The organism is Pseudomonas sp. HS-18, assembly GCF_020401845.1.
GTDB classification, from domain to species: Bacteria; Pseudomonadota; Gammaproteobacteria; order Pseudomonadales; family Pseudomonadaceae; genus Pseudomonas; species Pseudomonas nitroreducens.
This window is the reverse complement of sequence record NZ_CP084413.1, coordinates 5,611,492-5,637,380: the sequence shown is the minus strand read 5'-3', so window position 1 is coordinate 5,637,380 and position 25,889 is coordinate 5,611,492. Positions and strand designations below refer to the sequence as shown.

The window sequence follows — 25,889 nt, the reverse complement described above, 5'->3', positions numbered from 1 at the left end:
GTCCTGAATTGCCCGAGTCGAGGTCCACCATGTGCATGAAAGTGTTTTTCGCCGGCGCCAGCGGTGCCATTGGCCAGCGCCTGCTGCCCTTGTTGCTGGAGCGTGGCTATGAGGTGCTGGCGATGAGCCGCTCGCCCGAGCGCGCCGCTCGCATCGAGGCTGCCGGCGCTCGGGCGCTGGTGCTGGATGTCTTCGATGGCGACGGTCTGCGGGACGCCGTACAGGCGTTCGGACCGCGCTGGGTGATCCATCAGCTGACCGATCTGCCCGCCGGTCTTGATCCGGCGCAGATGCCCGCCGCCCAGCCGCGCAATGCCCGCGTGCGCCGCGAAGGCACTGCCAACCTGGTGGCGGCTGCGCGTGCCGCCGGCGTCGAGCGCATGGTCGCGCAGAGCATCGCCTGGGCCTACCGGGCCGGCGAGCAGCCATTGCACGAGGAGCAACCGCTGGACCTTGGCGCCGAAGGCCCGCGCGCCATCAGTGTCGGCGGCGTAGCAGCGCTGGAAAATGCCGTGCTCGGCGCCCAACCGATGGAAGGCATCGTGCTGCGCTACGGCCGGCTCTATGGTCCCGGAACAGGAGCTGAAACGGCTGATCCGCGGCTATCCGTGCATGTCGATGACGCGGCTCGTGCCGCGCTGCTGGCGCTGGAGTGGGGCGCTCACGGTGTCTACAACATCGCCGAGCAGGACGTCGAGGTCAGCTCTGCCAAGGCCCGCCACCGGCTTGGCTGGCAGCCGGGCTTTCGCCTGGCGGGGACACCGGCATGAATCCGGCCGCGGGCCGCGAGTGGCGCATCGGGCTGGCGCTGGCGGCAGCTGTTGCGGCGGGTGCATTGCTCTGGCATCCCGCATCGCGCCCCGTGATGCTTCTTGCCGAAAGCCATGGCGGGCACTCCGCCGACGTGCGGCCGGCTACGCAGGTGAAGCGCCTTTCCTGCGAGCCGCTGGCGGATATGCCCGGCAAGGTCGTCACCACGTTGCAGGTGGATTTCCCGCCCGGGGGCTTCACGCCCGCTCACCGCCATCCCGGCGCGGTGACTGCCATCGTGCTCAGCGGCCAGGTCCGCTCGCAGATGCAGGGCCTGCCGGCGCAGATTTACGGACCGGGGGAAACCTGGTTCGAGCCCAGCCGCGAGCTGCACCTCTTCGCCGAGAACCCCAGCGCCAGCGAACCCGCGCGGCTGCTGGCGGTGATCGTCAGCGAGGAGAATTGCGGGCCGCTGGTGATTCCCGAACCCACTGCCCGGAGCACGCCTTGATGCTTCGCGAAAGGAGACTCGCATGACCCCGCTCACCCCCTTCGACACCGCCCAGCTCGATGCCACCCTGGCGCGCCTTGGCCTGTCGTCGGAGCGCCCCGCCCCGACCCTGGAGAACCTCGACCGGCTGATCGTTGCGGCATTGCACCGGTTGCCCTTCGAGAACCTCGACGTCCTGCTGGACAAGCCGGTGTTGATCGAGCCGGACGCGGTGTTCGAGAAAGTCGTCGAGCGCCATCGCGGCGGCTACTGCTTCGAGCTCAACAGCCTGTTCGCGCGCCTGCTGAACAGCCTGGATTACCGGGTGACGCTGCTGGTGGCGAGGGTGCGCTGGGGGCTTGCGGCGGATGCGCCGCTGACGCCGCAGACCCACCTGCTGCTGCGGGTCGACCTGGAGGAAGGTGCGCACCTGGTGGATATCGGTTTCGGCGGTCCGGCCTCGCCGCGTGCCCTGCCGTTGCGCGTGGATGTGGAGCTGCCCGGCGGGTGGCGCATCAGCCAGAGGGGAGATGGGGAACTGGCGATGGCGACGCGCTCTGCCTCCGGCTGGCAGACGCTTTACCGCTTCACCCTGGAGGCCCAGCACTGGGCCGATTACACCATGCGCAACTGGTACACCTCGACCTACCCGCAGAGCGTGTTCCGCAATTCCCTGCGCGTGGCGCTGAGCGAAGAGGGCGCACGGTTGTCGCTGCTCAACGGGCAGTTCAGCCGGCGGACGACGGAAGGTGATGTCGAGCAGTCCAACATCGCTGATGTGGATGAACTGCTGGCAGTCCTGCGCCAGCGCTTCCACCTGCAGCCCGTGCCGGCAGAGATCGAGCCCCTGCGCATGCGGCTGGCGCAACTGTTGCCGCCGAACAGCTGAGAGGGGTTATTGACCGGAAGCGGTGACGGTGGCGGGTACGTCGGGTGCCGCACCGATGGCCAGGCGCACGGTCCGGCCCGCCAGGTCACTGCGTCGCAGCGTACCGCCCGGCGTGGCATCGAACCAGCGGCCTTGCAGGTCTGATGCACTGCATTGCAGTCGCCGCTCGATGGTGCTGCCCGCTTCGGCCGGCGGCAACAGCCAGCGGCATTGGCCATCGAAGATGATCGCTCCTTGGCGCGGTGGTTCCCAGGCGGAGGCAGGCAGGTGATCGCGGAATGACAGGATGGCGAAGGCCTGGTCCGGTTGGACCACATCGTTGGGGTGAGAGGCGGACTCACCGTCGAGCTGGATCTGGATGCGGCTGAGCTGGCGCGTGCAGCCGTCAGCGCGAGCGATCAGTGGCACCTGGAAACTGACGCGCTGGGGTCGCGCAGCATGCCCCGGCGTATTGAACAGGTGATGACTGACGCTCTGCTTCGTCGCTCCGGAGCAGGTACCGCCTGGGGACGGAAGATATTGGGCGTCGCCGCGGAGTTGGAAGTCTCCCGGCAGGTCTGCTTCCAGCGTGAATTCATCGCTGGCGCAGCCGCCCAGGACGGCGAAGGCCAGGAGGATACTGAAGCGGAAGGCGAAGTGGGGCATGTATGAAGCCTGCGGCAGTCGTAGCTGCGCAGAAGCATCCACTCCTCGCGGAAGCGCCTGAAGCGGATCAGTCCTTTTCAAATGTAGGAAAGTGGCAAACCGCACGAGTCATGTGACTCGGCTCAACCGATCATCCCGAAACCGCGCGCCATCAGGCTCGCCAGCAGCGGCAGGATCAGCAGCGCGAGCAGTTCGACGCGGATGGTCATGATCACCCGCTTCGCCTGGCGCTCGCTGGGCGCCGGCACGCGCCCGGCCTTGAGCTCGTTGCGCCAGTTGAGGAAGGTCATGGTTGGCAGGATCGACAGCAGCGCCACCAGGACGAACAGGCCGATCTTGGCGTGGAAGATACTGTTGTGCAGGTAATACTCGGTGCCCTTGGCGAACCACACCACGCGTGCCGCGCCGGTCAACAGGACCAGGCCGGCGCAGGCGCCGTAGGCGAGGTCGACGATGACCAGGCTGCGCGCCCGCGACAGGTCCAGGGGCAGGCGGAACAACTGGTGCTCCAGCACCAGCAGGGCGAACAGGATGAAGATCGACAGGTAGTGCAGGTACGCGGCAATGGCTTGGGCCATGGAGGCTTCCTCGGATGGGGCCTTCTTATTGGGGATTCAGGCTTGGGCCGATGACGCGTGGAAAACCACCCGGTTGCGTCCGGCCTGCTTGGCACTGTAAAGCGCGGCGTCGGCGCGTTCCAGTGCCTGGTCCACGGCTTCCTCGCCGACCAGCAGGGTGCAGCCGATGCTCAGGCTCACCGGCAGTGGCCCGCTGGCCAACGGCACCGGCTCGTTGCCGATCAACTGGCGCACGCGTTCGGCGACCCGCTGCAATTCCTCGCCGTCCTTCACCTTGAGCAGCGCGACGAATTCCTCTCCGCCCTGGCGCACCAGCAGGTCGTCGGGGCGTAGCGCGGCGCGCAGGCGTCGGGCACATTCGCACAGCACCTGGTCACCGGCGGCATGGCCATGCTGGTCGTTGATCGACTTGAAGAAGTCGAGGTCGGCATACAGCACGCCCAGCTGCGCATGGCTTTCCCGCGCCATCCGGCATTCGCGCTCCTGGAAGGTCAGCAGGCCGCCCCGGTTCCACAGCTGGGTCAGCGGGTCGAGCAGGGCCTTGCGCTGTTCGCGGTCCATCTCCACGCGCAGGTCGCGGTTGTTCTGGATCAGTGTGCGCAGTTGCAGGTAGCCCTCGGCTAGGGTGGCGAGGTCGCGGAAATTTGCCTGTTGCGCCTGGGTCATGCTGCGCGGGCGCGGGTCGACCATGCACAGGGTGCCGATGGCCTGCCCATTGCCGGCGCGCAGCGGGCGCCCGGCGTAGAAGCGGATGTAGGGCGGGCCGAGCACCAGCGGGTTGTCGGCGAAACGTGCGTCGAGGGTGGCGTCGGGTACCAGCAGGGTGTCCTCGCCAAGAATCGCGTAGCCGCAGAAGGACACGTCGCGCGTCGTCTCGTTGGCGTCGAGGCCGACGCGGGCCTTGAACCACTGGCGGTCCTGGTCGATCAGGCTGATCAGAACCGTGTCGACCTTCACCAGGTCCTGGGTCAGCTGGACCAGCGTGTCCAGGTAGTGCTCGGCCGGGGTGTCGAGCAGGTTCATCTCATCCAGGGTCTGCTGACGCAGGGTTTCGTCAACGGGAATGGGACAAGCCGGCATGGCGTCTCCTCAACTGGTCAGGGGCTGGCAGGCACCTGCCAGGCATCTTGGCGCGTGAGCCTCCAGGCGTAGAGGGCGAGGATCACGCCGCGCAGCAACATGAAGCATAGGAAGGTTAGCCATAAACCGTGATTTCCCCAGCCCTGCAGCGCGATGCCCAGCGGCAGGCTGGCGGCACAGGCGAGCAGCATGGCGTTGCGCATCTCGCGGGCGCGGGTGGCGCCGATGAACAGGCCGTCGAGCAGATAGCTCCACATGCCGATCAGCGGCAGGCAGGCGAGGTAGGGCAGGTACTGGTCGGCGGTGGCGCGTACTTCGGGGATGTCGCTCTGCAGGGCGATGAACAGGTGCCCGGCGAAGGTGAAAAGGGCAACGAACAGCAGGCTGGCGATCAGTGACCAGCCGCAGGCGACCACCAGCGAACGACGCAGCGCGGTGCGGTCGCGGCTGCCGATGGCATGCCCGCACAGGGCCTCCACCGCATGGGCGAGTCCGTCGAGGGCGTAGGAGGTGACCATCAGCCCGTTCAGCAGCAAGGCATTGGCGGCCACCGTGGCGTCGCCCAGGCGGGTGCCCTGCACCGTCAGCAGGAAGAACACGCCCTGCAGCGCCAGGCTGCGGATGAATATATCGCGGTTGACCATCAGCAGTGGGCGCCAACTGGCCCAGGCGCGCAGGCGAGTCCAGTCCGGCTGGCCGGAGTAGCGCGCCAGGGTCCCGCGGGTCAGCGCCAGGCCGAGCAGGGCGCCACTCCATTCGGCGAGCACGGAGGCCTTCGCCGCACCGGCGACGCCCCAGCCCAGGCCGATCACGAACCAGAGGCTGAGAACGATGTTGATGACGTTGGTGGTCAGCAGGATCGCCAGTGGCGCGCGGGCGTTCTGCGTCCCGAGGAACCAGCCGACCAGCGCGTAGGTGGCCAGCGCTGCCGGCAGGCCGAACAGGCGGATGTGGAAGAACTCGCGAGCCAGGGAGTCCAGCTCTGCGGAGGGGCGCATCAGCGCGAGCACGGGGCCGGTCAGCGGGATCGCCAGCAAGCCGAGCAGCAGCGCCAGACCCAGGGCCAGCAGGAGACTCTGGCCGAGTATCCGCCGCAGCGCGCCGCCATCGTCACGCCCGGTCGCCTGCGCGGCAAAACCGGTGGTGCCCATGCGCAGGAAGCCCAGTACGCCCACCAGCAGGGTATAGAGCCCGCCGCCGACGGCCACCGCGCCGAGTTGGTGCGCGTGCGGCAGGTGACCGATCACCGCGCTGTCGACCAGGGTAACCAGCGGCACGGAGACGTTGGAAAGGATCATCGGCGCGGCGAGCGCCCAGACACGGTGGTGGGTTGGCGAATGCCGCCAGGCTTCGAGCAGGGAATTCATTCGGGGCTCCTGAGCAGGCCCGCAGTATAGCGAGCCGGGAGCCACCGATTTCAGCGGACGAAGGTCAGCCGGTTCTCTTGCGATAGGCGCAGTAGCCAGGGCGCGGGCCGACCTGCGGGTGGTTGCGACAGGTGTCCGGGCGCTTGGCGTAGACACTGCAGAGGCGGGTCTTGCGGTCGAGGAAGTAGCAGTCGCCGTTGCTGGTGCGGGTCAGGGTGAAGATGCCGCTCTTCTGGTTGAAGCGCTCGACGATGCCTTCCTTCAGCAAGCGTTTGGCGATGTTCTTTGCCGGCTCGTCGCGCTCGAATTCGTCGACGACGCCGATCCGGATCAGGTCGTTGACGTTGACTTCCGCCGGCATAGTGCAGCAGGTGGCGTTGCAGTCCTTGCACAGGCCCGAGGTGTACTTGGCCCAGGTTTCCAGGCGGTCCAGTTCAGCGTTGGCGATCAGCGGTGGTTTTCTCATGGGGGCATTCGGCGGGGCGTTGCAAAGGTGCGCATCATAGTGGTGAGGCAGGGCAATTGCGCGCTCTTTCGACGAAGGGCCTCAGAGTGCCGTCAGCCCGCCGTGCTCCCGAAGGTGGGCGTTGAGCGCTGGATAGCAGAGGCGGAACCAGGGGGTGAAGCGGTCCGGGGCGGCGGCCATTTCCATTTCCAGGTCGGCCAGGGTGATGTAACGAAAATCGTCGGCCTCCTCCGGATCGGGGTGGGGTGGCTGATCGTCCACGGCGGCGAAGATATGCCCGTACTCGTTCTCGATGAGGCCGCCGGGCAGCTCGAGGCAGTAGCTGAACTCGAACAACTTGTGCAGGTGTACATGGACACCCATCTCCTCGCCCAGCCGGCGTTCGGCGGCGTCGAGGGCGGTTTCGTCGGGGTAGGGGTGACCGCAGCAACTGTTGCTCCACAGTCCGCCGCAGTGGTATTTGGCTTGCGCGCGGCGTTGCAGCAGCAGTTCCCCTGCCGGATTGAACAGATAGACCGAGATTGCCCGATGCCGCAGGCCCTGTCGGTGCGCCTCGAGTTTTTCCAGTGTGCCGACGGGGTTGTCGTGCTCGTCGACCAGAATCACCTGGATATCCGTCATGCAAGATCTCCCTCGGGGAATCCGAAACGCAGCCGGCCCAGACGCATCAGACCCAGTAGCAGGCAACTGAGGTGGCCGTTGTCGAGCAGCGAGCCGTCCAGCAAGCGCGTCTGCACCTCCGCCAGCGGCAGCGTCAGCACGACGATGTGCTCGTCGTCGTCCGGCTGCGGTTCGCGTACGCGTTGCCCGCTTGTGGCGAGGAAGGCATGCAGCAGGTTGTCATGGGTGCCGGGGTTGGGTGAGAGCGACAGCAACGGCTCGACCTGGTCGAACACATAGCCGGTCTCTTCCAGCAGCTCGCGCCGAATGGCTTGCTCGCGGTCGGCGTCGTCCGGCTTGACCCAGCCGCCGGGCAGCTCCACTACCCAGCCTCGAACGCCATGGCGGTACTGGCGCACGAGGAGCAGCTCGCCATCGCGGGTCAGCGCCGTGGCATTGACCCAGTCCGGGTACTCGAGAACGTAGGCGGTTTCCGGCTCGTCACGGCCGGGCCAGCGCAGGCGGTCGCGACGCAGGTTGAAGGTGCGGGAGCCGAATAGCCATTCCGACGGCTCGTCGCTGTGCGGGAGTGTATCCATGACGTGACTCGGCACGGTCCGGGTCCCAGCAGCATAGCCAGTGTGGCTTGGTTGTCGGGCCCGCCCGTCGGTCCGCTCAGCCCCTGCGGATCATCCAGATACCGATGGCGATGGCGACCATGCCGGCGACCTTCATAGCGCTGACCGGCGCTTCCTTGAAGCCGGCCCAGCCGAAGTGGTCCAGGGCCAGCGCCATGCCCAGTTGCCCGGCGAGCACCAGCACCATGAACATCAGCGCACCGACGCGCGGCGCGGCGAAGGCGGCGATGAAGATGAAGAACATCCCCAGGAAACCGCCGCACCACTGCCACCAGGGCATCCCGCGCATCGCTGCGAGGCTGGGGAATTCACGGTTGGCCAGGGTCAGCGCGAGCAGGCCGAGCATGCCGACAAAGAAGGAAATCAGCGCGGCGGCCAGTACGCTGGACACTTGCTTGGCCAGTTGACCGTTGATGCCCGCCTGCAACGGCAGGCAGGCGCCGGCGATCAGCGGCAGGACGAACATCCACCAGGGCGGCGTAGGCATGGGAAACTCCGGAAACGGCTCGCGGGCAGGGCGGCGAAGGGCCGTCCTGCGATCGAACGATGAAATGTAGCCGCGTAGTATGCACCAGACCGGAGCATTGCTCCCGTCCCGATGGAGGTGCCGATCATGGCCACCCGCGCTTCCCGCGTCCTCAGCGTCCGCATCGAGCGGACTCGCGATGCGGCCTACGACTTCCTCGCCGACCCGAATAACTTCCCTTACTGGGCTTCCGGGCTGTGCAGCGCCATCGCGCCGCTTGAAGGCGACCTGTGGCTGGCGCAGACACCCCAGGGGCCCCTGCGCGTGCGTTTTTCGCCGCGCAACGGGTTCGGCGTGCTGGACCACGACGTGCTACCCGAGCAGGCTCCGGCCATTCATATCCCGCTGCGGCTGATCCCCAATGGCGATGGCTGCGAGTTGCAGTTGACCCTGCTGCGTCAGCCGCAGATGGACGACGCCACCTTCGAGCGCGATGCGCAGTGGGTGGAGCGCGACCTGCAGGCGATCAAGGTATTGCTTGAGTCGGCGTGAATCAGCGGGATCAGGCGACGGCTTTCAGCCGAGCGATGGGCGGGTGAGCTTGCTGGCTGACCTGCCAGAGGTCGTATGCGGCCTGCATGGCCAGCCAATGGCGGGCAGTCCCCAGGCCCGCCTGCTCCAGGCGCCAGGCCAGGTCGGCGCTGATCGGCGCGCGGCCATGGAGAACCTTGGACAGGTGCGGGCGGCTTATGCCGAGGTGGGTTGCCAGTGCCGTCACGGACAGGCATAGCTCCGGCAAGACATCCTCGAGCAGGACTTCTCCGGGATGAGGCGGATTATGCATCGCCATGCTCTGCTCCTTCGGTCAGTGATAGTCGAGATAGTCCAGCAACTCTGCGTCGCTGTCGATGAAGCGGAAAATCACCCGCCAATTGTCCGAGACATTGACGGCCCAGTAACCGGCCAACGAGCCTTTGAGTCCATGCAGGCGGTAACCGGGCAGGTCCATATCTCTGGGGCCATTGGCTGTATCCAGAGCGGCGAGGATGCGTTGCGCCCGCACGCCGCGAGGATCACCGTACTGATAAAGGGCGCGCAGCCCTTTGTGGCGGGAGCTCCTGAACATCGCTGGACTGTAATCTAACAGATTACAGTCTCCCTGGCTGAGATACTTGTGGGAAGTCTTCACTGGCCGGGCGCATGTCCTACAACCGCGCGGCCAGTTCGGCGCCCTCGCGGATGGCCCGTTTGGCATCCAGCTCCCGCGCCACGCTGGCGCCGCCGATGACGTGGTAGCGCAGGTTCTCCGCCGCCAGTGTCGGTTGCAGTTCCAGCAGGGGTTCCTGGCCGGCGCAGATCACCACATTGTCCGCGGCCAGGCATTGCTCTTCGCCATCGATGCGGATGTGCAGGCCGTCATCGTCGATGCGCAGGTACTCGACGCCGCCAAGCATTCGTACACCGTGATGCCTGAGGTGCGCGCGGTGCACCCAGCCGCTGGTCTTGCCCAGCCCGGCCCCCGGTTGCCCGGCCTTGCGCTGCAGCAGCCAGAGCTGCCGGCGGGGAGCGGCGGCGACCGGCGGGATCAGCCCGCCACCCGTGGCATTGTCCAGATCGATGCCCCACTGGCCGAGCCATTCGCCCAGCGGTTGCGGCCCATCGCGGTCGGTCAGCAGGAAGCTGGCGACGTCGAAGCCGATGCCGCCGGCGCCGATCAGTGCGACCTTCGCGCCCACCGGTGCGCCGCGCAGCACGTCGAGGTAGCTCAGCACCTTGGCGTGGGCGATGCCCGGGATCGACGGCGTGCGCGGCTGGATGCCGGTGGCGACTATCACCTCGTCGTACTCGCCGCTCAGTTCGCCGCGCTGGATACGCCGGCCCAGTTGCACCTGGACGCCCAGCTCGCCCAGTCGCACGGCGAAGTAGCGCAATGTCTCGTGGAATTCCTCCTTGCCCGGCACGCGCTTGGCAAGGTTGAACTGCCCGCCGATCTCCCCGGCAGCCTCGAACAGCGTCACGCGATGGCCGCGCTCGGCGGCGACGCAGGCGGCGGACAACCCGGCCGGTCCCGCGCCGATCACCGCGATGCGTTTGTGGACGCGCGCCTTGCGGTAACGCAGTTCGGTCTCGAAGGCTGCACGCGGGTTGACCAGGCAACTGGCGCGGCGATTGGCAAAGGCGTGGTCCAGGCAGGCCTGGTTGCAGGCGATGCAGGTATTGATCGATTCCGCGCGGCCGGCGGCAGCTTTTTCCACGAACTGCGGATCGGCCAGCAGCGGACGGGCCATTGAGACCAGATCGGCGTGGCCCTCCGCGAGCAGGCGTTCGGCGACTTCCGGCGTGTTGATGCGGTTGCTGGCGATCACCGGCACACGCAACTCCCGGCGCAGGCGTGCGGTGACGTCGGCGAAGGCGGCGCGCGGCACCGAGGTGACGATGGTCGGCACCCGCGACTCGTGCCAGCCGACGCCGGTGTTGAGCAGGTCGATCCCCGCGCCTTCGAGGGCTCGTGCAACGGTGCGGACTTCGTCCCAGTTGTTGCCGCCTTCCACCAGGTCGAGCAGCGACAGGCGGTAGCTGATGACGAAGCGTTCGCCCAGCGCGCGACGCGTGCGGCGCACGATCTCCAGCGGCAGGCGCATGCGGTTGCCCAGGTCGCCACCCCAGCGGTCGTGGCGCTGGTTGGTGCGTGGGCAGAGAAACTGGTTCAGCAGGTAGCCCTCGCTGCCCATGATCTCCACGCCGTCGTAGCCGGCGGCGTGGGCGAGCTTCGCGCAGCGCACGAAGGCGGCGATGGTCCGCAGGATGCCGCGCTCGGAGAGCTCGCGCGGGGCGAACCAGCTGATCGGCGATTTCAGCGGCGAGGCCGAGACCACCAGCGGGTGATAACCGTAGCGCCCGGCATGGAGGATCTGCAGGAGGATGCGCCCGCCCTCGCGGTGCACCGCCTGAGTCAGGCGGCGGTGCGCCGGCACCTGCAGGCCGCTGGTCAGGCTGCTGCCCAGCGGCAGCAGCCAGCCTTCGCGGTTGGGGGCGAAGCCGCCAGTGATGATCAGACCGACGCCGCCGCGCGCGCGCTCTCGATAGTAGGCGGCGAGCTTGCCGAAGTCCCAGAGGCGATCTTCCAGCCCGGTATGCATCGAGCCCATCACCACGCGGTTGCGTAGCTGGAGGGCGCCCAGGTCGAGCGGGGCGAGCAGGTGAGGAAAAGGCGAGGCGGCGGACGGCATGGAAGCACTCATGGGCAATCAGGTCCTGCCACCCTAATGGGCCGGCGGTGGGTCGGTTAACGGCCCGGCTGCCGTTCCGTTCGGGCATTTCGGTCAAGCGTTTCGATTTGACAGACTGGCCACAGGTTCCAGACTTGTCCCATGGCAGGGCTTCGTGCCCCGAACGCTGGCTGAAGTGACGGAGGTCGTCATGAAAGCGATAAGAACAAGACATGCGCGCCATTACCTGCTCGCTGCCCTCATCGGTGTGGCACTGCTCGGACTGCACGAAACCCTCCAGCCGGATCGCGCGCAGTCCGCCTGTCGTTTCGATGGGGCCTCTATCTCCTGCGCCTACCCGCCCGTTGCCCATTTAGGGGTACTCGCCAGTCCGTTCTGAGTGACGCACTGACGCGCGTCAATGCGCCGCAAAGTCTCCGCGTGCATGGTCTGCCCCGCTCAAAGCTGGCGCATTGCGTCCGCTTGGCTATCTTTTAAGCAGCAAGGGTCCGGCTATGCACCGGACGTACGCTGCCTGATCAGGAGACGCACGATGGATATGAACCGTCGGCAATTTTTCAAGGTCTGCGCCGTGGGCCTTGGAGGATCGAGCCTGGCGGCACTCGGGATGGCACCCCCGGATGCATTCGCCGACCAGATCCGCCATTTCAAGCTTGCGCGCACCGTCGAGACCCGCAACACCTGCCCGTACTGCTCGGTAGGCTGCGGCATCCTCATGTACAGCCAGGGTGATGCGGCGAAGAACGTCTCGCAGAACATCATCCACATCGAGGGTGATTCCGATCACCCGGTCAACCGCGGCACGCTTTGCCCAAAGGGCGCCGGCCTGCTCGATTTCGTCCACAGCCCCAATCGCCTGAAGTACCCGCAGATTCGCGAAGCGGGTTCGAGCGAGTGGAAGCGCATCGGCTGGGACGAAGCGCTGGACCGCATCGCCAAACTGGTGAAGGAAGATCGTGACGCCAACTTCATCGAGAAGAACGCCCAGGGCCAGACGGTGAACCGCTGGCTGACCACCGGCTTCCTGGCCGCGTCGGCGTCTTCCAACGAAGCGGGCTACATCACCCACAAGGTGATGCGTTCCCTGGGACTGCTGGCATTCGACAACCAAGCGCGTGTCTGACACGGCCCGACGGTGGCAAGTCTTGCCCCGACGTTTGGCCGTGGCGCCATGACCAACCATTGGACCGACATCAAGAATGCCGATCTGATTCTGATCATGGGCGGAAACGCCGCTGAAGCGCATCCGTGCGGCTTCAAGTGGGTGACCGAAGCCAAGGCGCACAACAAGGCGCGCCTGCTGGTGGTCGACCCAAGATTCACCCGTTCCGCTTCGGTGGCCGACTACTACGCGCCGATCCGTACCGGCACGGACATCGCCTTCCTCGGTGGCCTGATCAATTTCCTGCTGGAAAACGACAGGTACCAGAAGGAGTACGTGCACAACTACACCGACGTCTCCTTCATCGTGAAGGAAGGCTTCGGCTTCGACGACGGTCTGTTCAACGGCTATGACGCCGAGAAGCGCACCTACCCGGACAAGTCCTCCTGGCAGTACGAGCTGGGTGAGGACGGCTTCGCCAAGGTCGACCCGACCCTGACGCATCCGCGCTGCGTGTTCAACCTGATGAAGCAGCACTACAGCCGCTATACGCCGGATGTGGTGAGCAACATCTGTGGCACGCCCAAGGACATGATGCTCAAGGTGTGGGAGGAGATTTCCACCACCGCCGCACCGGGCAAGGTGATGACCATCATGTACGCCCTGGGCTGGACCCAGCACTCGGTGGGCGCGCAGATGATCCGTACCGGCGCGATGGTCCAACTGCTGCTGGGCAACATCGGCATGCCCGGCGGCGGCATGAACGCCCTGCGCGGTCACTCCAACATCCAGGGCCTGACCGACCTCGGGCTGCTGTCCAACTCGCTGCCCGGCTACCTGACCCTGGCCGGCGATGCCGAGCAGGACTTCACCGCATACCTCGCCAAGCGTACGTCCAAGCCGCTGCGTCCGGGGCAGTTGTCCTATTGGCAGAACTATCCCAAGTTCCACGTCAGCCTGATGAAATCCTGGTTCGGCAAATCCGCGACCAAGGAAAACAACTGGTGCTACGACTGGCTGCCCAAGCTGGACATGCCCGGCGCCGGCTACGACGTGCTGCGCTACTTCGACATGATGTACCAGGGCAAGGTCAACGGTTACTTCTGCCAGGGCTTCAATCCCATCGCCTCGTTCCCCAACAAGGCCAAGGTCAGCGCTGCGCTGGCCAAGCTGAAGTGGATGGTGGTGATGGACCCGCTGGCCACCGAAACCTCCGAGTTCTGGCGCAATGCCGGCGAGCACAACGACGTCGACACCCAGGCCATCCAGACCACGGTGTTCCGCCTGCCCACCAGTTGTTTCGCCGAGGAGGACGGCTCCATCGTCAACTCCGGCCGCTGGCTGCAATGGCACTGGAAGGGCGCCGAGCCGCCGGGTGAAGCGCGCACCGACATCGCCATCATGAGCGGCCTGCTGCATCGCCTGCGCGAAGCCTATCGCAAGGACGGCGGCAAGTTCCCAGACCCGATCCTGGGCCTGGACTGGCCGTACCTGACGCCCGACGAACCGACTCCGGAGGAGATCGCCAAGGAGTACAACGGCAAGGCACTGGCCGACCTCGTCGACCCCGCCAATGGCATGGTACTGGCGAAGGCGGGCGAGCAGTTGCCCGGCTTTGCGCTGCTGCGTGACGACGGCAGTACTGCCAGTGGCTGCTGGATCTTCGCCGGCTCCTGGACGCAGCAGGGCAACCAGATGGGCCGCCGCGACAACAGCGATCCCTACGCCATGGGCCAGACCCTGGGCTGGGCCTGGGCGTGGCCGGCCAACCGGCGCATCCTCTACAACCGCGCCTCGGCCGACGTCAGCGGCAAGCCGTGGGACCCGCTGAAGAAGCGCCTGGTGTGGTGGAACGGCAAGGCCTGGGGCGGCACCGACATCCCGGACTTCAAGCCCGACTCGGCGCCGGAAGCGGGGATGAACCCGTTCATCATGAACCCCGAAGGCGTGGCGCGCTTCTTCGCCGTCGACAAGATGGCCGAGGGCCCGTTCCCCGAGCACTACGAGCCGTTCGAGACGCCGATCGGCGTCAACCCGCTGCACAAGAACCCGCAGGCGATCAGCAGCCCGGCGGCGCGGGTGTTCAAGAACGACATGGAGCTGTTCGGCACGGCGAAGGAATTTCCGTACGCCGCGACCACCTACCGGCTCACCGAGCACTTCCACTTCTGGACCAAGCATTGCCGCCTGAATGCCATCGTCCAGCCGGAGCAGTTCGTCGAGATCGGCGAGGCGTTGGCCAAGGAAATCGGCATCAAGGCCGGCGACCGCGTGAAGGTGTCCTCCAACCGCGGCTTCATCAAGGCGGTGGCGGTGGTGACCAAGCGCATTCGTCCGCTGCAGGTCAACGGCCAGACCGTGCACCACGTGGGCATTCCCCTGCACTGGGGCTTCTCCGGCGTGGCGCGCAACGGCTATCTGACCAACACCCTGACCCCCTTCGTGGGTGACGGGAACACGCAGACGCCGGAGTTCAAGTCCTTCCTCGTCAACGTGGAAAAGGCGTGAGGTGACCCATGAGTAGCCAAGACATCTACGCCCGCTCCGCCACCACCTTGCCGTCACCCTCGGTGCGTCACGAGGAGGAAGTGGCCAAGCTGATCGACGTGTCCAAGTGCATCGGTTGCAAGGCCTGCCAGGTCGCCTGCTCGGAATGGAACGAGCTGCGCGACGAGGTGGGCCACAACCATGGCACCTACGACAACCCCATCGACCTGACGGACCAGTCGTGGACGGTGATGCGCTTCACCGAGTACGAAGCGCCAGCCGGCAACCTGGAATGGCTGATCCGCAAGGACGGCTGCATGCATTGCGCCGAGCCCGGCTGCCTGAAGGCCTGCCCGAGCCCCGGGGCGATCGTGAAGTACGCCAACGGCATCGTCGACTTCAACCAGGACCACTGCATCGGCTGCGGCTACTGCATCACCGGCTGCCCGTTCAACATCCCGCGGATCTCGCAGAAGGACCACAAGGCGTACAAGTGCACCCTGTGTTCCGACCGCGTGGCCGTGGGCATGGAGCCGGCCTGCGTGAAGACCTGCCCGACCGGCGCCATCGTCTTCGGTACCAAGGAGGACATGAAGGAACACGCTGCCGAGCGCATCGTCGACCTGAAGTCCCGTGGCTTCGAGCACGCCGGCCTGTATGACCCGGAAGGCGTCGGCGGTACGCACGTGATGTACGTGCTGCACCATGCCGACCAGCCGTCGCTGTATGCCGGGTTGCCCGACAAACCGGCGATCAGCCCGCTGGTCAGCCTGTGGAAAGGCCTGACCAAGCCGCTGGGCCTGCTGGCCATGGCCGGCGTGGTGCTGGCCGGGTTCTTCCACTACACCCGCATCGGCCCCAACCGGGTCGAGGAGGACGAGGAAGACGGCCCCGACCCGCAGGCGCCGGTGCACAAGGTCGACCCATCGGTGCATGACTATGATCCGCGCGATCCCCGCTGACTGACGTCCGCCCTCCTCGCGGGGGGGCGGAAAAGGGCAGCAAGGAGCCCGACGACATGAAAAAAGATATCCAGCGTTACAACGCCAACGAACGGAGCAACCACTGGATGGTGGCCATTCTGTTCTTCCTCGCCGGCCTCTCGGGGCTGGCGCTGTTCCATCCGGCCATGTTCTGGCTGACCAACCTGTTCGGCGGCGGGCCGTGGACGCGCATTCTCCATCCCTTCCTCGGGGTGGCGATGTTCCTGTTCTTCCTCGGCCTGGTGATCCGCTTTGCCCACCACAACCTGGTGGAAAAGCGCGATGTGCAGTGGCTGAAACAATGGCGCGACGTGGTGACCAACCGCGAGGAGAACCTCCCCGAGGTCGGGCGCTACAACGCCGGGCAGAAGCTGCTGTTCTGGACCCTGCTGCTGTGCATGCTGGTGCTGCTGGTGACCGGCTTCGTGATGTGGCGGGCGTACTTCAGCCACTTCTTCGGCATCGACATCATCCGCATCGCCTCGCTGCTGCATGCCTTCGCCGCCTTCGTACTCATCTGCAGCATCCTGGTGCACATCTACGCCGGCCTCTGGGTGAAGGGTTCGATGGGCGCCATGCTCTACGGCTGGGTCAGCCGCGGCTGGGCGCGCAAGCACCACGCTGCCTGGCTCAAGGACGTGGACAAGGGCAAGGGCCACTGACCCTCGACGTAATCGCCGGCTGAGGCCAGTGCACTCGCCGGCACGAACCATACCCTCTCTCTTCCGGGAGAGGGCTAGGGAGAGGGGCTATTCAGGCCCCGCTCCGAACCCAACAAGGAGTCCTGCGTGTCAGGCCGAATTCTTGAACCCGGGCAGATCGAAGCTGCCGCAAACATCCCGCCGCTGTTCAATCTACCTCTCCAAGACCTGTTCTCCCGCCGCGCCGCACGCCTGCGCGAACTGGCACCGGATAATCCGCTGCAGGGCTACCTGGAGCTGATTGCCGGGGTCTGCGACGCTCAGCAGGTGCTGCTGGACCGCAAGCTGTTCCTGCCCACGCCGGATGCCGCCGCGCTGGCCCGCAGCCAGGAACACCGCATGCCGCCGCTGGCCTACGAAGTCCTGGTGCGCGAAGGTGCGTGGCTGCCGCTGCTGGATGCTTTCCTCGATGCCTATGAGCTCACCGCCAACCCGGCCGTGGTCGAGGCGCTGAAGACACTGCGCAACGCCGACTCCGGCCAGCGCAAGGCCTGGGCACTGGGCCTGCTCAACGGCCAGTTCGACCTGCTGCCGCCAGCCCTGGTGCCCTTCCTCGGCGCCGTACTGCAGGTCGCCTTCAGCCAGTGGCTGCTGCAACTGCCGGAAGACACCCTGGTGGAAACCGACAGCCAGGCCCTCTGCCCGGCCTGCGGCGCGCCGCCGGTGGCCGGGATGATCCGCCACCAGGGCAAGCACGCCGGGCTGCGTTATCTGGCCTGCTCGCTGTGCTCCTGCGAATGGCACTACGTGCGCGTGAAGTGCAGCCACTGCGCCGAGAGCAAGGGGCTGGCCTACTACTCATTGCAGCGCGAAGGCGTGGCCAGCGACCAGGCGCCGCTCAAGGCCGAAACCTGCCCTGGCTGCCAGTCCTACCTCAAGCAGTTCTACCTGCAGCACGACAAGCACGCGGAACCCCAGGCGGACGACCTGGCCAGCCTCGCCCTGGACATTCGCCTCGCCGAAGACGGCTATCTGCGCACCGCACCGAATCTGCTGCTCGCACCGGGTGGCTCTTCGTAGGATGCGGTGAAGCGAAGCGATACCCATCAAGCACAGCATGGGTATCGCAGGCTCCACCCATCCTATGAACGCCGAGCGACAACGGCGGATAACGCGTTCCGCGTTATGCGCCCTACACTGACTCCAGCCATCGACTCCGCATTAAGGTTCGTCCATGACCTCGGTACGTTTGCCCTCCATCGACCGCCTGCTGCGCAGCCCGGCCTGCCAGCCTTTGCAGCAACGCTATGGCCGTGAGGCCCTGCTCAAGACCCTGCGCGACCTGCTAGACGAGCTGCGTGACCCCGCGCGCCATGGCCAACTGGCAGCAGTCGAGTTGGAAGAGTCCGTGCTCGCCGGCCGTGCCGGCGAACGCCTCGCCGCGCACCACGCCAGCCGCGTGCGGCGGGTATTCAACCTCACCGGTACCGTGCTGCACACCAACCTCGGCCGCGCGCTGTTGCCGGAGGAGGCCATCGAAGCCATCACGATGGCGGCGCGCTACCCGCTCAACCTCGAATTCGACCTCGCCACCGGCAAGCGTGGCGACCGCGACGACCTCATCACCGGGCTGATCCGCGAGCTCACCGGCGCCGAGGCCGTCACCGTGGTCAACAACAACGCCGCCGCCGTGCTGCTGGCGCTCAACAGCCTGGGCGCGCGCAAGGAAGGGGTCATTTCCCGTGGCGAGCTGATCGAGATCGGCGGCGCCTTTCGCATCCCCGATATCATGTCCCGCGCCGGGGTGAAGCTGGTCGAGGTCGGCACCACCAACCGCACCCACGCCAAGGACTACGAAGCCGTCATCGGCCCGCGCTCCGGCCTGCTGATGCGCGTGCACACCAGCAACTACAGTGTGCAGGGCTTCACTGCCAGCGTGTCGACGCCGCAACTGGCACAGATCGCCCACGCCCATGGTTTGCCGCTGCTGGAGGATCTGGGCAGCGGCACCCTGGTCGATCTCACCCGCTGGGGCCTGCCCAAGGAGCCGACCGTGCAGGAGGCTCTGCGCGACGGTGCCGACATCGTCACCTTCAGCGGCGACAAGTTGCTTGGCGGCCCGCAAGCCGGGCTGATCCTGGGCAGCAGGGAGCTGATCGGTCGGATCAAGAAGAACCCGCTCAAGCGCGCCCTGCGCGTGGACAAGCTGACCCTTGCCGCGCTGGAGGCCGTGCTCAATCTCTACCGCGACCCCGACCGCCTCGCCGAGCGCCTTACCAGCCTGCGCTTGCTCAGCCGGCCGCAGGCCGATATCCGCACCCAGGCGCAACGACTTGCGCCGGCCTTCGCTGCGCTGCTTGGCGATCGCTGGAGCGTCAGAGCCGTGGATGCCCTGGGCATGATCGGCAGCGGCGCACAGCCGGTTGCGCGGCTGCCCAGCGCTGCATTGTGCCTGCGACCGAACCAGCCCAAGCGCCAGCGTGGCCGCGCATTGCTGGACCTTGAAGAGCGCCTGCGCTGCCTGCCGATCCCGGTGCTCGGCCGCATTGACGACGACGCGCTGTGGCTCGACCTGCGCCAGCTCGACGACGAGCCCGGCTTCGTCGGGCAACTGCCTCTGCTGGCCGAGGGCGAGGCGTGATCGTCGGCACCGCCGGGCACATCGACCACGGCAAGACGTCCCTGCTGCGCGCCCTCACCGGCGTCGAAGGCGACCGCCGCCCGGCCGAACGCGAGCGCGGTATCACCATCGACCTGGGCTATGTCTACGCAGAGCTCGGCGACGGTGCGTTGACAGGTTTTATCGACGTGCCGGGGCACGAGCGCTTCGTCCACAACATGCTCGCCGGCGCCAGCGGCATCGACCTGGTGTTGCTGGTGGTCGCCGCCGACGACGGCGTGATGCCGCAGACCCGCGAACACCTGGCTATTGTCGAACTGCTCGGGATACGCCGCGCCATCGTTGCGCTGACCAAGGCCGACCGCGTGCTGTCCGAGCGGGTGGAGCAGGTTACGGACGATCTGCACGAACTGCTGGCGGCCGGGCCCTTTGCCGGTGCACCGGTCATTGCGGTTTCCAGCGTCAATGGCGAGGGCATCGACATCCTGCGCGACGCTCTTCGCGAGGCGGCCCGCGAGACTCGCGAGCTGGCGGCGAACGGTGGATTCCGCCTGGCGGTGGATCGCGCGTTCAGCGTCAGCGGAGCGGGCATCGTCGTGACCGGAACGGCTTTTGCCGGCCACGTCCAGGTCGGCGATGAGCTGTTGCTGGGCACTGCCGGCCGCCGCGTTCGCGTGCGTGGCCTGCATGCACAGAACCGCGAAGCGCAGCAGGCCCACGCCGGCCAGCGGGTGGCGGTGAATATCGCCGGCGAGCGGCTGAGCCTCGAGAAGATTCACCGCGGCGACTGGCTGATCGCCCCGGAGCTTTACGCACCCACCACGCGCATCGATATCGACCTGCAGTTGCTGCCCGGCGAAAGCCGTGCCTTTGCACACTGGACGCCGGTGCATGTCCACCTTGGCGCGCAGGACGTCACCGGCCGCGTCGCACTACTGGAAGGCGAGCGACTGCAGCCTGGCGAACGTGCCTTCGCGCAGCTGGTGCTGAATGCACCCAGCCATGCCGTACACGGCGACCACCTGGTGCTGCGTGACCAGTCCGCGCAACGCACCCTTGGCGGCGGCCGTGTGCTCGACCCGTTCGCCCCGGCGCGCAATCGGCGCAGCCCGGAGCGCCTGGAGCAGTTGCGCGCACTGCAGGGCGACAGCCTTGAAGGTGCCTTGCCAACACTGCTGGCGCACGCCGGCAATGGCCTCGATCCGGCGCTCTTGGCGCGCCAGTTCAATCGCCCGCGCGAGGGCTGGCAACTGCCCGGCGAACTGGTTGAGATCCATACACGGCTCGGAGCACGGCTGTTCGCAGCCGAACGCTGGTCTGCACTGCAGCAGCAACTGCTCGATGCCCTGCAACGCTTCCACGCCGAAGCCCCCGACGAACTCGGCCCCGACCGTGATCGCTTGCGCCGCTACGCTTTCTCTTCTCTGGAACGGCCGGTCTTCATCGCCCTGCTGGAAAGCCTGCTGGCGACCGGGCAGGTTGCCAGCAGCGGTCCCTGGCTGCACTTGCCGGATCACCGGGTACAACTGGTCGAGGCCGACGAGAAGCTGCGCGAACGCCTCTGGCCTTTGTTGCTGGCGGGCTCCTTCGACCCGCCCTGGGTACGCGACCTGGCGCGGGAGCTGGAGGAGGAGGAGGCCGACGTGCGCCTGTTGTTGCGCAAGCTCGCCCGCCTGGGCCAACTGCACCAGGTGGTGAAGGACCTGTTCTACCCCGAGCAGACCCTACGCGAACTGGCCGGCCACGCCCTGCAACTGCGCGACGAAGCCGGCATCATCCGCGCCGCCACCTTCCGCGACCGCATCGGCATCGGCCGCAAGCGCTGCATCCAGTTGCTGGAGTACTTCGACCGCATCGGCTTCACCCGCCGCTTCGGCAATGAGCGAGGGATCAGGGAGGATTCGGCGTTGGCGCAGGGCCCGTCCGACGACAATTCCTGACTATTGGTCGGAAGCGGATTCCGCTGAACAGCGGGGATCGCCTACAGTGAGGTGGGTGTATACAAGGTATATACTTTTTCATCACCAGGTAATTCCCCATGAGCAAAGAAGCCGTATTCACCATGAAGCTCGAGCCCGAGTTGCGCGCCGAGTTCATGGCCGCCGCCGAGGCGGCTCATCGCCCTGCGTCTCAGGTCATGCGCGAACTGATGCGGGATTTCATACGCCAGCAACGCCAGGCTCAGGACTACGACGAGTACTTGCAGGCCAAGGTCGAGGCGGGGCGTGCTTCGATGGCTGTGGGAGACGGGCGTTCGGACGAAGAAGTCGAGGCGGTATTTGCGGCGCTTCGATCAAGGGCAACCGAGCGTAAATGAAGGTCTTCTGGACGCGGGATGCCCAGCAGGATCGCCTCGATATCTGGGAATACCTTGCCTCCGAAAACCCAGGCGCAGCCGCGCACATGGACATCCTTTTCAGCACTACCGCCGCCAGGCTCAGGAGCTTCCCGATGATGGGCAAGCCCGGCCGAATTCCCGGCACGCGTGAGCTGATCCCCCATGAGAGCTACCGGCTGGTCTATCAGATCGAGGCCGACGTCCTGTGGGTTCTCGCGCTGGTGCACACATCCAGGATGTGGCCGCCGTTGGGCGATGATCAACGCCATCAACAGTGAGCCGCGCGGTTAGCGCCAATGCTCGGTTGGTACCGCCGAAGATGCCTTCTGAACACTCTATTCCCCGCATCCTTCGAGAGCCTTGTTCTCTAGCGGGAAGTGGGCCCAACGCGTTCCTGGCTGATTCGGCGGTTCATCACCGACAGCTGACTGCCGCCTTTCCGGACATGGGCAGGCGTTAGCGTGATGGCAAAACCTGATCCACCCGCTGCACGAGGTAGTCATAGAACGGGTTGGACGTCACGCGCTGGAACAGGTCCAGCCCGACGATCAGTACGCCCCGTTCACCGCGGGGCGTGAGGGTGCCCAGGTGGATGCCGAAGTCTTCCGATGGGTCCGGGTGCTGGCCATACAGCGCATCGTTGGGCGGGAAGGGCAGCGCCACGTGGGACAGAGAGAACAGGTCCGGTGGGTAGCTTACCGCTAGCGGCTGGCTCTCCTGTCGCTGGCTGTGGGTAGGCGTATGCAGAGCTGCAACCTGGCTGCCCAGCGGGCTGTTGGAGATTACCGTCAGGTCGTAGTTGCGCTGGCGCTCCGGCAGCAGGCGGTCGCCCAGTGTGGCCATTTCCGGGCGCAGCAGTGGGCCGTAGTTCAGCGAGCGGTTGAGGTCGAACAGCACCAGTTCGCTACCGTTGTCCGGCAGCCGGTCGTACAGGTTGCTGATCACCGCTGGAGTGCTGACGGTGCTGTCGGCCAGGGACTGGAACGTGAGGATCGATGGCAGGCGAGCGAGGCTGCCGCGGCGATTGGCGCTCTCCAGACTGCGCTGGACAGCGTCGGTCAACTCCACCGTCTGGCGTGCTGCGGCGATGGGGAAGGAGTTGTATTTGAAGGGGTTGAACTCCGGGAGTACGTTGAGCCACGCCGCCTTGGCGAAGGCCGGCAATAGCGCTGGCAAACCGGCGAACCCGGCGAACTGGGCGTAACGGGTGACGCCGATCATCGGCGAGATCAGCACCAGTTGCTTCGGCATGACCAGGCTCGCGTCGTCCAGTGCATCCAGGCTGTACTTCATCGCCAGTGCGCCACCGTTGGAGAAGCCCACCATCAGCAGCGGTGCGCCCTTGGGCAATTGCGCCGATGCCTCGCGCACAGCCAGCCGGGTGGCAGCCATCCAGTCTTCCCAGTCCGCATCGGTCAGCCCGGCGGGTACCGTGCCGTGGCCCGGCATGCGGATCGCGATGACCACGAAACCCTGTTGCCGCAGGTGCTCGCCCAGGTGGCGCAGGCTATAGGGTGAATCGGTCAGCCCATGCAACAGCACTGCCGCGCCGCGCACTTCGCCGGCTGGATGCATCTCGTAGGAACGGTTCCAGTCGGTGGCGAAGTGGCCGGGGTAGACCTCGCTCTTATCGAAATAGCGGTTGTAGGCCACCCGCTCGAAGGGCTGCAGGCTGGCCGCCATTTCCTTGCGCATGGCCTGCATGAGCCTGTCTTCGGCGGCCAGGTAACCGGTCCAGTCCAGGTGGTCGATTTCGTTGCTGCGCAGGTCGTTCGGTACCCAGGTATGCCAGGGCTCCAGCGGCGGGATGTTGCGCAGCGCGGCGACCCGCAGCCCCAGTGCCAGTACGACGATGGCGAGGATGGCGATGACTACCCAGAGCAGTGCCCTGGTGAGTTTGGCGTTCAGCATGGAGTTCCCTTGTCAGCGTGCGGGACAAGCATAGAGCCCCAGTCGCCACAAAGTCCGCCAGTGGCTCAAATGGCCGCGATCGCTTCGGCATAAGCGGAGTTGCCGATGCCCACCTGGGCCCCAGACAGGGCGCGTCTCGTTGCCCTGGCGGTCGTATTGTTCGTCCGCATCCCACAACGTGATGATCTGGCCGGGGAACAGGTATTCACTGTCGGTGAATTCGTGGGCGCCGGAGTCATCCGTCGAGGCGATCAACGAGAACAGATCGCCGGCTGACAGCGAAAACACGTCCACACCCTGGTAGCGAGCGAGGTATCGCTCGTTCTGGGAGATACCGATGAACCAGACCAGCCCTTGCTCATCGCATTCGGCCTGGATCGCCGCCTGGCAGAAGTAGTCCGTTGGCCCGTTGGACGATTCCAGCGGGAAACCGGCGGCAGCCAGCGCGTCGCGCGCCATGGCTCGCGTGTCGCCCAGACAGACCGGGCCGATGCCCTGATGTGGGCAAATCTCGAGGATGGGTAGAGTGGGCTTCATGCCGTTGTAGCTCCCTGGGTTACTGCTAGCGAGGTTAGAGCACGGGCAGCCAGATTGCCGTCTTTTTCTGGCCAGTAAATAGCAATTTGATTGTACTTGGCCATATTTGTATGACGGACTGCGGGGAATGGCGTCACGTTCCAGCTAGCGTTGCGGCATCACTGCGCTGGCATCCAGCGTGGCAACAATGGCAACATCCGGGCTCCCGCTTTCGCCGCTGCATTCGCGCAGCCGGCTTCTGACCAGGGAAGGCAATCACGCCCGGTGGCGTGGCCGGGCTTCAAACCCGGTGGGGGACGGCAGCCGTTCCTGGGTGAGTTCGACTCTCACTGCCTTCCGCCAATTCCCCAGTTTCGACTTCTTCCTCCCTCGGCACAGGCTGAGCAGGCATGAGCTATTGTCTGCCTGGGATCATCAAGGCTGCGCCGTCAGGAGGGCTCTGGCCATGGTCAGGCTGGACCAGTTCACCGAAGAGCACCTGGAGTTGGGCGATCTTTGGCGGTTGCAGGATGGGCGACGGGAAGAATGTTTTCTGATCCCGCTGATGGCGACTCAGGCCGGGCAATTGGGCCCCTTGCTTGTTCGCGCATTGTTTCGATTACCGTCCGGTGCTCAGCTACAGGGCTTGATGGCTTATGACGCAGAGCGCGATGACGTCTACGCGCTGCAGGTGCTGATTGGCGGAGAAAGTTTCTCCTTCAACAAGTACCTGCCGGAAGTGTCCTTCGAAGAAGTACTGGCGCTGGCTGATCGTCTGGGCGTCGGAGCGGGTGGGGTCCTGCCCGTGCGTTACAGCGTTGTACGGGGCGCCATGCCCATTCGCGACGGCCGCTTTACTCTGTGGATCGGTTGTTAACGAGTGGTCGCGCAGCCCCTGCGCCGCCGCCACTCATCGACCACCGCGCCCATGTCCGCTGGCGCGCCGCTGCGTATCCAGGTCATGAAGGCGCGGTCGAAATGGAAGTCGTCGCCGCAGTGCTGGGTCATGAAGCGGCGGACGTTCTGGGTGTTGCGGTAGTGGCTATCCAGCGGGGTCTGCCGGGTGATCGGGGCGCTGTGCCAGTCGAAGGCCATGGCGTCGATTCCTGTGCCTTGGGGAGTTGCCGTTATAGCGCACTCGGCAGCCGCTGGCGCGGTCTGCCGAGGTGTTGCGACGTCACTCGCCCCACATCATCCGCTGTTGCTGCGCCGAATAATCGTCGCTTTGCAGGCGCACGCGGGTGGGCTGGCGTTCGAGGTTGTCTTCGCCGAAGGATTCGCGCACGGGCGATTCGATGGCACCGAAGTGGTTGTAGTGCGGGGCGTCGGCGCAGCCGACCAGGGTGAAGCAGGCGAAGGTGACCACGGAGAGCTTGAGCATGGGACTTCCTCCTGAGGGGAGCCCCGAGCTTCGGCCGGCTGGATTAACGGCGGATTAACGCCGGCTGTCCGGTCCCTGGATTTCGCCGCCGTGGGCTGCGTCGCCGTCGCGGTGGTGCTCCGGCGGGTTGAGCGCGCGCCCCAGTATCTGCGCGACGACCTCGTCCTTGCCTTCGGTGTAGGCGTCGCGGTCGGTGGGGAAGCGCTGTGCCAGGTCGTGTTTCACCTGCGCGTAGAGTCGGGCGTCGTCGGGGTGGGTGCGCAGCCAGTCGCGGAACAGCAGCCGCCGCGAGGCTTCGTTCAGCTCCATGACGTGGACATGATGGGTGCGCCCGCTGCCCAGCGGCGGCATGCCTTTGACGAAGAACAGTCGCGAGGTGTCGGGATTCTCCGCCCAGTACTGGTAACCCAGCCCTTGCAGCGGTTCGATGAGCCGGTGCGGGTCGCTGCCCGGCGGCGGCAGCAGGAGGATGTCGATGATCGGCTTGGCATCCATCCCCGGTACGGCGGTGCTGCCGATGTGCTCGATACCCAGGCCGGGGAGCTCGACCTGTTGGGCGATGGCGGCGGCTTCCTCGGCGAATCGTTGTGGCCAATGGGGATCGGCTGCAACGACTTCGATGCGGTCGTCTTCGGCGTTGCTCCAGCGCTGGCCGTCGAATTCGGGGGCTTGCGGGCTCATGTGGAAACTCCGGCGATAGCGGTGGGAGGG

The 25,889-nt window shown here is 66.0% G+C and carries 29 protein-coding genes and 1 tRNA gene; 14 read left to right on the top strand and 16 right to left on the bottom strand.

Annotation, left to right across the window (positions count from 1 at the left end; all coding sequences use genetic code 11):
• The first annotated feature begins 29 nt into the window (after positions 1-29).
• Genes LDJ84_RS26335 through LDJ84_RS26325 form a run of 3 tightly spaced genes read left to right on the top strand, consistent with a single transcriptional unit; the run spans position 30 to position 2,129 of the window.
• Complete coding sequence (locus LDJ84_RS26335) at positions 30-770, top strand: NAD-dependent epimerase/dehydratase family protein (protein ID WP_037011683.1); 741 nt, start codon at positions 30-32, stop codon at positions 768-770.
• Positions 767-1,261: a cupin domain-containing protein gene (locus LDJ84_RS26330; RefSeq protein ID WP_065085520.1), complete on the top strand. Its 495-nt coding sequence runs from the start codon at positions 767-769 to the stop codon at positions 1,259-1,261. The genes LDJ84_RS26335 and LDJ84_RS26330 overlap by 4 nt, the downstream gene beginning before the upstream one ends.
• Before the next feature lie 22 nt (positions 1,262-1,283).
• The gene (locus tag LDJ84_RS26325) at positions 1,284-2,129 is read left to right on the top strand and encodes an arylamine N-acetyltransferase family protein (RefSeq protein ID WP_065085519.1); all 846 of its coding nucleotides are present in this window, start codon (positions 1,284-1,286) and stop codon (positions 2,127-2,129) included.
• A gap of 6 nt (positions 2,130-2,135) precedes the next feature.
• On the opposite strand, the gene LDJ84_RS26320 is transcribed toward LDJ84_RS26325, so the two are convergent.
• The 8 genes from LDJ84_RS26320 to LDJ84_RS26285 form a co-directional block, all read right to left on the bottom strand.
• On the bottom strand, positions 2,136-2,774 hold the full coding sequence (locus LDJ84_RS26320) for a hypothetical protein (protein WP_024766167.1): 639 nt from the start codon (positions 2,772-2,774) through the stop codon (positions 2,136-2,138).
• 122 nt (positions 2,775-2,896) lie between these two features.
• On the bottom strand, positions 2,897-3,352 hold the full coding sequence (locus LDJ84_RS26315; protein WP_024766168.1) for a DUF2214 family protein: 456 nt from the start codon (positions 3,350-3,352) through the stop codon (positions 2,897-2,899).
• Between the two features lie 36 nt (positions 3,353-3,388).
• Positions 3,389-4,432 (bottom strand): sensor domain-containing diguanylate cyclase, encoded by a 1,044-nt coding sequence (locus LDJ84_RS26310; protein WP_024766169.1) that lies wholly within the window; start codon positions 4,430-4,432, stop codon positions 3,389-3,391.
• A 17-nt stretch (positions 4,433-4,449) separates the two neighbouring features.
• A complete protein-coding gene (locus LDJ84_RS26305) occupies positions 4,450-5,799 on the bottom strand; it encodes an MATE family efflux transporter (protein ID WP_065085518.1) in 1,350 nt (449 codons plus the stop codon).
• Between the two features lie 64 nt (positions 5,800-5,863).
• Positions 5,864-6,265, bottom strand: a complete 402-nt coding sequence (locus LDJ84_RS26300) for a YkgJ family cysteine cluster protein (protein WP_065085517.1) — start codon at positions 6,263-6,265, stop codon at positions 5,864-5,866.
• Positions 6,266-6,346: 81 nt separating this feature from the next.
• The gene (gene idi / locus LDJ84_RS26295; protein ID WP_065085516.1) at positions 6,347-6,886 is read right to left on the bottom strand and encodes an isopentenyl-diphosphate Delta-isomerase; all 540 of its coding nucleotides are present in this window, start codon (positions 6,884-6,886) and stop codon (positions 6,347-6,349) included.
• Positions 6,883-7,464 carry an NUDIX hydrolase gene (locus tag LDJ84_RS26290; protein ID WP_065085515.1) on the bottom strand — a complete coding sequence of 194 codons (582 nt, stop codon included), beginning with the start codon at positions 7,462-7,464 and terminating at the stop codon, positions 6,883-6,885. Before LDJ84_RS26290 ends, idi begins: the two co-directional genes overlap by 4 nt.
• Positions 7,465-7,540: 76 nt before the next feature.
• Positions 7,541-7,990 (bottom strand): DMT family transporter, encoded by a 450-nt coding sequence (locus LDJ84_RS26285; protein WP_024766173.1) that lies wholly within the window; start codon positions 7,988-7,990, stop codon positions 7,541-7,543.
• A 126-nt stretch (positions 7,991-8,116) separates the two neighbouring features.
• Between LDJ84_RS26285 and LDJ84_RS26280 the strand changes: the two genes are divergently transcribed.
• Positions 8,117-8,521 carry an SRPBCC family protein gene (locus LDJ84_RS26280; RefSeq protein ID WP_024766174.1) on the top strand — a complete coding sequence of 135 codons (405 nt, stop codon included), beginning with the start codon at positions 8,117-8,119 and terminating at the stop codon, positions 8,519-8,521.
• Positions 8,522-8,531: 10 nt separating this feature from the next.
• On the opposite strand, the gene LDJ84_RS26275 is transcribed toward LDJ84_RS26280, so the two are convergent.
• The 3 genes from LDJ84_RS26275 to LDJ84_RS26265 all read right to left on the bottom strand — a co-directional run bounded on the left by LDJ84_RS26275 (position 8,532) and on the right by LDJ84_RS26265 (position 11,211).
• The gene (locus LDJ84_RS26275; protein WP_037011676.1) at positions 8,532-8,819 is read right to left on the bottom strand and encodes a HigA family addiction module antitoxin; all 288 of its coding nucleotides are present in this window, start codon (positions 8,817-8,819) and stop codon (positions 8,532-8,534) included.
• A gap of 15 nt (positions 8,820-8,834) precedes the next feature.
• Complete coding sequence (locus LDJ84_RS26270) at positions 8,835-9,095, bottom strand: type II toxin-antitoxin system RelE/ParE family toxin (protein WP_065085514.1); 261 nt, start codon at positions 9,093-9,095, stop codon at positions 8,835-8,837.
• Positions 9,096-9,174: 79 nt separating this feature from the next.
• Positions 9,175-11,211, bottom strand: a complete 2,037-nt coding sequence (locus tag LDJ84_RS26265) for an FAD-dependent oxidoreductase (RefSeq protein WP_141678470.1) — start codon at positions 11,209-11,211, stop codon at positions 9,175-9,177.
• A 520-nt stretch (positions 11,212-11,731) separates the two neighbouring features.
• Between LDJ84_RS26265 and fdnG the strand changes: the two genes are divergently transcribed.
• The 8 genes from fdnG (at position 11,732) to LDJ84_RS26225 (ending at position 21,648) form a co-directional block, all read left to right on the top strand.
• Positions 11,732-14,809 carry a formate dehydrogenase-N subunit alpha gene (gene fdnG / locus LDJ84_RS26260; RefSeq protein ID WP_141678469.1) on the top strand — a complete coding sequence of 1,026 codons (3,078 nt, stop codon included), beginning with the start codon at positions 11,732-11,734 and terminating at the stop codon, positions 14,807-14,809.
• Between the two features lie 8 nt (positions 14,810-14,817).
• A complete protein-coding gene (gene fdxH, locus LDJ84_RS26255; RefSeq protein WP_065085511.1) occupies positions 14,818-15,750 on the top strand; it encodes a formate dehydrogenase subunit beta in 933 nt (310 codons plus the stop codon).
• 56 nt (positions 15,751-15,806) lie between these two features.
• Complete coding sequence (locus tag LDJ84_RS26250) at positions 15,807-16,433, top strand: formate dehydrogenase subunit gamma (RefSeq protein ID WP_024766181.1); 627 nt, start codon at positions 15,807-15,809, stop codon at positions 16,431-16,433.
• A gap of 126 nt (positions 16,434-16,559) precedes the next feature.
• Positions 16,560-17,492, top strand: a complete 933-nt coding sequence (gene fdhE / locus LDJ84_RS26245) for a formate dehydrogenase accessory protein FdhE (RefSeq protein WP_024766182.1) — start codon at positions 16,560-16,562, stop codon at positions 17,490-17,492.
• Positions 17,493-17,646: 154 nt separating this feature from the next.
• The gene (gene selA / locus LDJ84_RS26240; RefSeq protein WP_065085510.1) at positions 17,647-19,053 is read left to right on the top strand and encodes an L-seryl-tRNA(Sec) selenium transferase; all 1,407 of its coding nucleotides are present in this window, start codon (positions 17,647-17,649) and stop codon (positions 19,051-19,053) included.
• The gene (selB, locus tag LDJ84_RS26235) at positions 19,050-20,972 is read left to right on the top strand and encodes a selenocysteine-specific translation elongation factor (protein WP_065085509.1); all 1,923 of its coding nucleotides are present in this window, start codon (positions 19,050-19,052) and stop codon (positions 20,970-20,972) included. The genes selA and selB overlap by 4 nt, the downstream gene beginning before the upstream one ends.
• A 98-nt stretch (positions 20,973-21,070) precedes the next feature.
• Positions 21,071-21,349 (top strand): hypothetical protein, encoded by a 279-nt coding sequence (locus LDJ84_RS26230; protein ID WP_024766185.1) that lies wholly within the window; start codon positions 21,071-21,073, stop codon positions 21,347-21,349.
• On the top strand, positions 21,346-21,648 hold the full coding sequence (locus tag LDJ84_RS26225) for a type II toxin-antitoxin system mRNA interferase toxin, RelE/StbE family (protein ID WP_065085508.1): 303 nt from the start codon (positions 21,346-21,348) through the stop codon (positions 21,646-21,648). The genes LDJ84_RS26230 and LDJ84_RS26225 overlap by 4 nt, the downstream gene beginning before the upstream one ends.
• 178 nt (positions 21,649-21,826) lie before the next feature.
• Here the strand turns inward: LDJ84_RS26225 and LDJ84_RS26220 are convergent, their stop codons facing one another.
• Both LDJ84_RS26220 and LDJ84_RS26215 read right to left on the bottom strand, forming a co-directional pair.
• Positions 21,827-23,281: an alpha/beta hydrolase gene (locus tag LDJ84_RS26220; RefSeq protein ID WP_065085507.1), complete on the bottom strand. Its 1,455-nt coding sequence runs from the start codon at positions 23,279-23,281 to the stop codon at positions 21,827-21,829.
• 12 nt (positions 23,282-23,293) lie between these two features.
• A complete protein-coding gene (locus LDJ84_RS26215) occupies positions 23,294-23,818 on the bottom strand; it encodes a hypothetical protein (RefSeq protein ID WP_226045609.1) in 525 nt (174 codons plus the stop codon).
• A gap of 246 nt (positions 23,819-24,064) precedes the next feature.
• Here LDJ84_RS26215 and LDJ84_RS26210 point away from each other — a divergent pair.
• Both LDJ84_RS26210 and LDJ84_RS26205 read left to right on the top strand, forming a co-directional pair.
• A tRNA-Sec gene (locus LDJ84_RS26210) sits at positions 24,065-24,160 on the top strand.
• 103 nt (positions 24,161-24,263) lie between these two features.
• Positions 24,264-24,674 carry a hypothetical protein gene (locus tag LDJ84_RS26205; protein WP_024766189.1) on the top strand — a complete coding sequence of 137 codons (411 nt, stop codon included), beginning with the start codon at positions 24,264-24,266 and terminating at the stop codon, positions 24,672-24,674.
• Here LDJ84_RS26205 and LDJ84_RS26200 read toward each other — a convergent pair.
• The 3 genes from LDJ84_RS26200 to LDJ84_RS26190 all read right to left on the bottom strand — a co-directional run bounded on the left by LDJ84_RS26200 (position 24,671) and on the right by LDJ84_RS26190 (position 25,859).
• Entirely contained in the window at positions 24,671-24,892 is a 222-nt protein-coding gene (locus LDJ84_RS26200) for a DUF6434 domain-containing protein (RefSeq protein WP_024766190.1), read from the bottom strand. The two genes, LDJ84_RS26205 and LDJ84_RS26200, sit on opposite strands and share 4 nt — an antisense overlap.
• Positions 24,893-24,974: 82 nt before the next feature.
• On the bottom strand, positions 24,975-25,178 hold the full coding sequence (locus LDJ84_RS26195) for a hypothetical protein (protein ID WP_065085506.1): 204 nt from the start codon (positions 25,176-25,178) through the stop codon (positions 24,975-24,977).
• A 54-nt stretch (positions 25,179-25,232) separates the two neighbouring features.
• Positions 25,233-25,859, bottom strand: coding sequence for a GrpB family protein (locus LDJ84_RS26190; RefSeq protein WP_065085505.1), 627 nt, complete (start codon positions 25,857-25,859; stop codon positions 25,233-25,235).
• Between the last annotated feature and the right edge of the window lie 30 nt (positions 25,860-25,889).

Bases quoted from the DNA above. Each gene is read 5' to 3' on its own strand.
- LDJ84_RS26335 (WP_037011683.1), top strand. From the start codon at position 30: ATGTGCATGAAAGTGTTTTTCGCCGGCGCCAGCGGTGCCATTGGCCAG.
- LDJ84_RS26330 (WP_065085520.1), top strand. From the start codon at position 767: ATGAATCCGGCCGCGGGCCGCGAGTGGCGCATCGGGCTGGCGCTGGCG.
- LDJ84_RS26325 (WP_065085519.1), top strand. From the start codon at position 1,284: ATGACCCCGCTCACCCCCTTCGACACCGCCCAGCTCGATGCCACCCTG.
- LDJ84_RS26320 (WP_024766167.1), bottom strand. From the start codon at position 2,774: ATGCCCCACTTCGCCTTCCGCTTCAGTATCCTCCTGGCCTTCGCCGTC.
- LDJ84_RS26315 (WP_024766168.1), bottom strand. From the start codon at position 3,352: ATGGCCCAAGCCATTGCCGCGTACCTGCACTACCTGTCGATCTTCATC.
- LDJ84_RS26310 (WP_024766169.1), bottom strand. From the start codon at position 4,432: ATGCCGGCTTGTCCCATTCCCGTTGACGAAACCCTGCGTCAGCAGACC.
- LDJ84_RS26305 (WP_065085518.1), bottom strand. From the start codon at position 5,799: ATGAATTCCCTGCTCGAAGCCTGGCGGCATTCGCCAACCCACCACCGT.
- LDJ84_RS26300 (WP_065085517.1), bottom strand. From the start codon at position 6,265: ATGAGAAAACCACCGCTGATCGCCAACGCTGAACTGGACCGCCTGGAA.
- idi (WP_065085516.1), bottom strand. From the start codon at position 6,886: ATGACGGATATCCAGGTGATTCTGGTCGACGAGCACGACAACCCCGTC.
- LDJ84_RS26290 (WP_065085515.1), bottom strand. From the start codon at position 7,464: ATGGATACACTCCCGCACAGCGACGAGCCGTCGGAATGGCTATTCGGC.
- LDJ84_RS26285 (WP_024766173.1), bottom strand. From the start codon at position 7,990: ATGCCTACGCCGCCCTGGTGGATGTTCGTCCTGCCGCTGATCGCCGGC.
- LDJ84_RS26280 (WP_024766174.1), top strand. From the start codon at position 8,117: ATGGCCACCCGCGCTTCCCGCGTCCTCAGCGTCCGCATCGAGCGGACT.
- LDJ84_RS26275 (WP_037011676.1), bottom strand. From the start codon at position 8,819: ATGGCGATGCATAATCCGCCTCATCCCGGAGAAGTCCTGCTCGAGGAT.
- LDJ84_RS26270 (WP_065085514.1), bottom strand. From the start codon at position 9,095: ATGTTCAGGAGCTCCCGCCACAAAGGGCTGCGCGCCCTTTATCAGTAC.
- LDJ84_RS26265 (WP_141678470.1), bottom strand. From the start codon at position 11,211: ATGAGTGCTTCCATGCCGTCCGCCGCCTCGCCTTTTCCTCACCTGCTC.
- fdxH (WP_065085511.1), top strand. From the start codon at position 14,818: ATGAGTAGCCAAGACATCTACGCCCGCTCCGCCACCACCTTGCCGTCA.
- LDJ84_RS26250 (WP_024766181.1), top strand. From the start codon at position 15,807: ATGAAAAAAGATATCCAGCGTTACAACGCCAACGAACGGAGCAACCAC.
- selA (WP_065085510.1), top strand. From the start codon at position 17,647: ATGACCTCGGTACGTTTGCCCTCCATCGACCGCCTGCTGCGCAGCCCG.
- LDJ84_RS26230 (WP_024766185.1), top strand. From the start codon at position 21,071: ATGAGCAAAGAAGCCGTATTCACCATGAAGCTCGAGCCCGAGTTGCGC.
- LDJ84_RS26225 (WP_065085508.1), top strand. From the start codon at position 21,346: ATGAAGGTCTTCTGGACGCGGGATGCCCAGCAGGATCGCCTCGATATC.
- LDJ84_RS26220 (WP_065085507.1), bottom strand. From the start codon at position 23,281: ATGCTGAACGCCAAACTCACCAGGGCACTGCTCTGGGTAGTCATCGCC.
- LDJ84_RS26215 (WP_226045609.1), bottom strand. From the start codon at position 23,818: ATGAAGCCCACTCTACCCATCCTCGAGATTTGCCCACATCAGGGCATC.
- LDJ84_RS26205 (WP_024766189.1), top strand. From the start codon at position 24,264: ATGGTCAGGCTGGACCAGTTCACCGAAGAGCACCTGGAGTTGGGCGAT.
- LDJ84_RS26200 (WP_024766190.1), bottom strand. From the start codon at position 24,892: ATGGCCTTCGACTGGCACAGCGCCCCGATCACCCGGCAGACCCCGCTG.
- LDJ84_RS26195 (WP_065085506.1), bottom strand. From the start codon at position 25,178: ATGCTCAAGCTCTCCGTGGTCACCTTCGCCTGCTTCACCCTGGTCGGC.
- LDJ84_RS26190 (WP_065085505.1), bottom strand. From the start codon at position 25,859: ATGAGCCCGCAAGCCCCCGAATTCGACGGCCAGCGCTGGAGCAACGCC.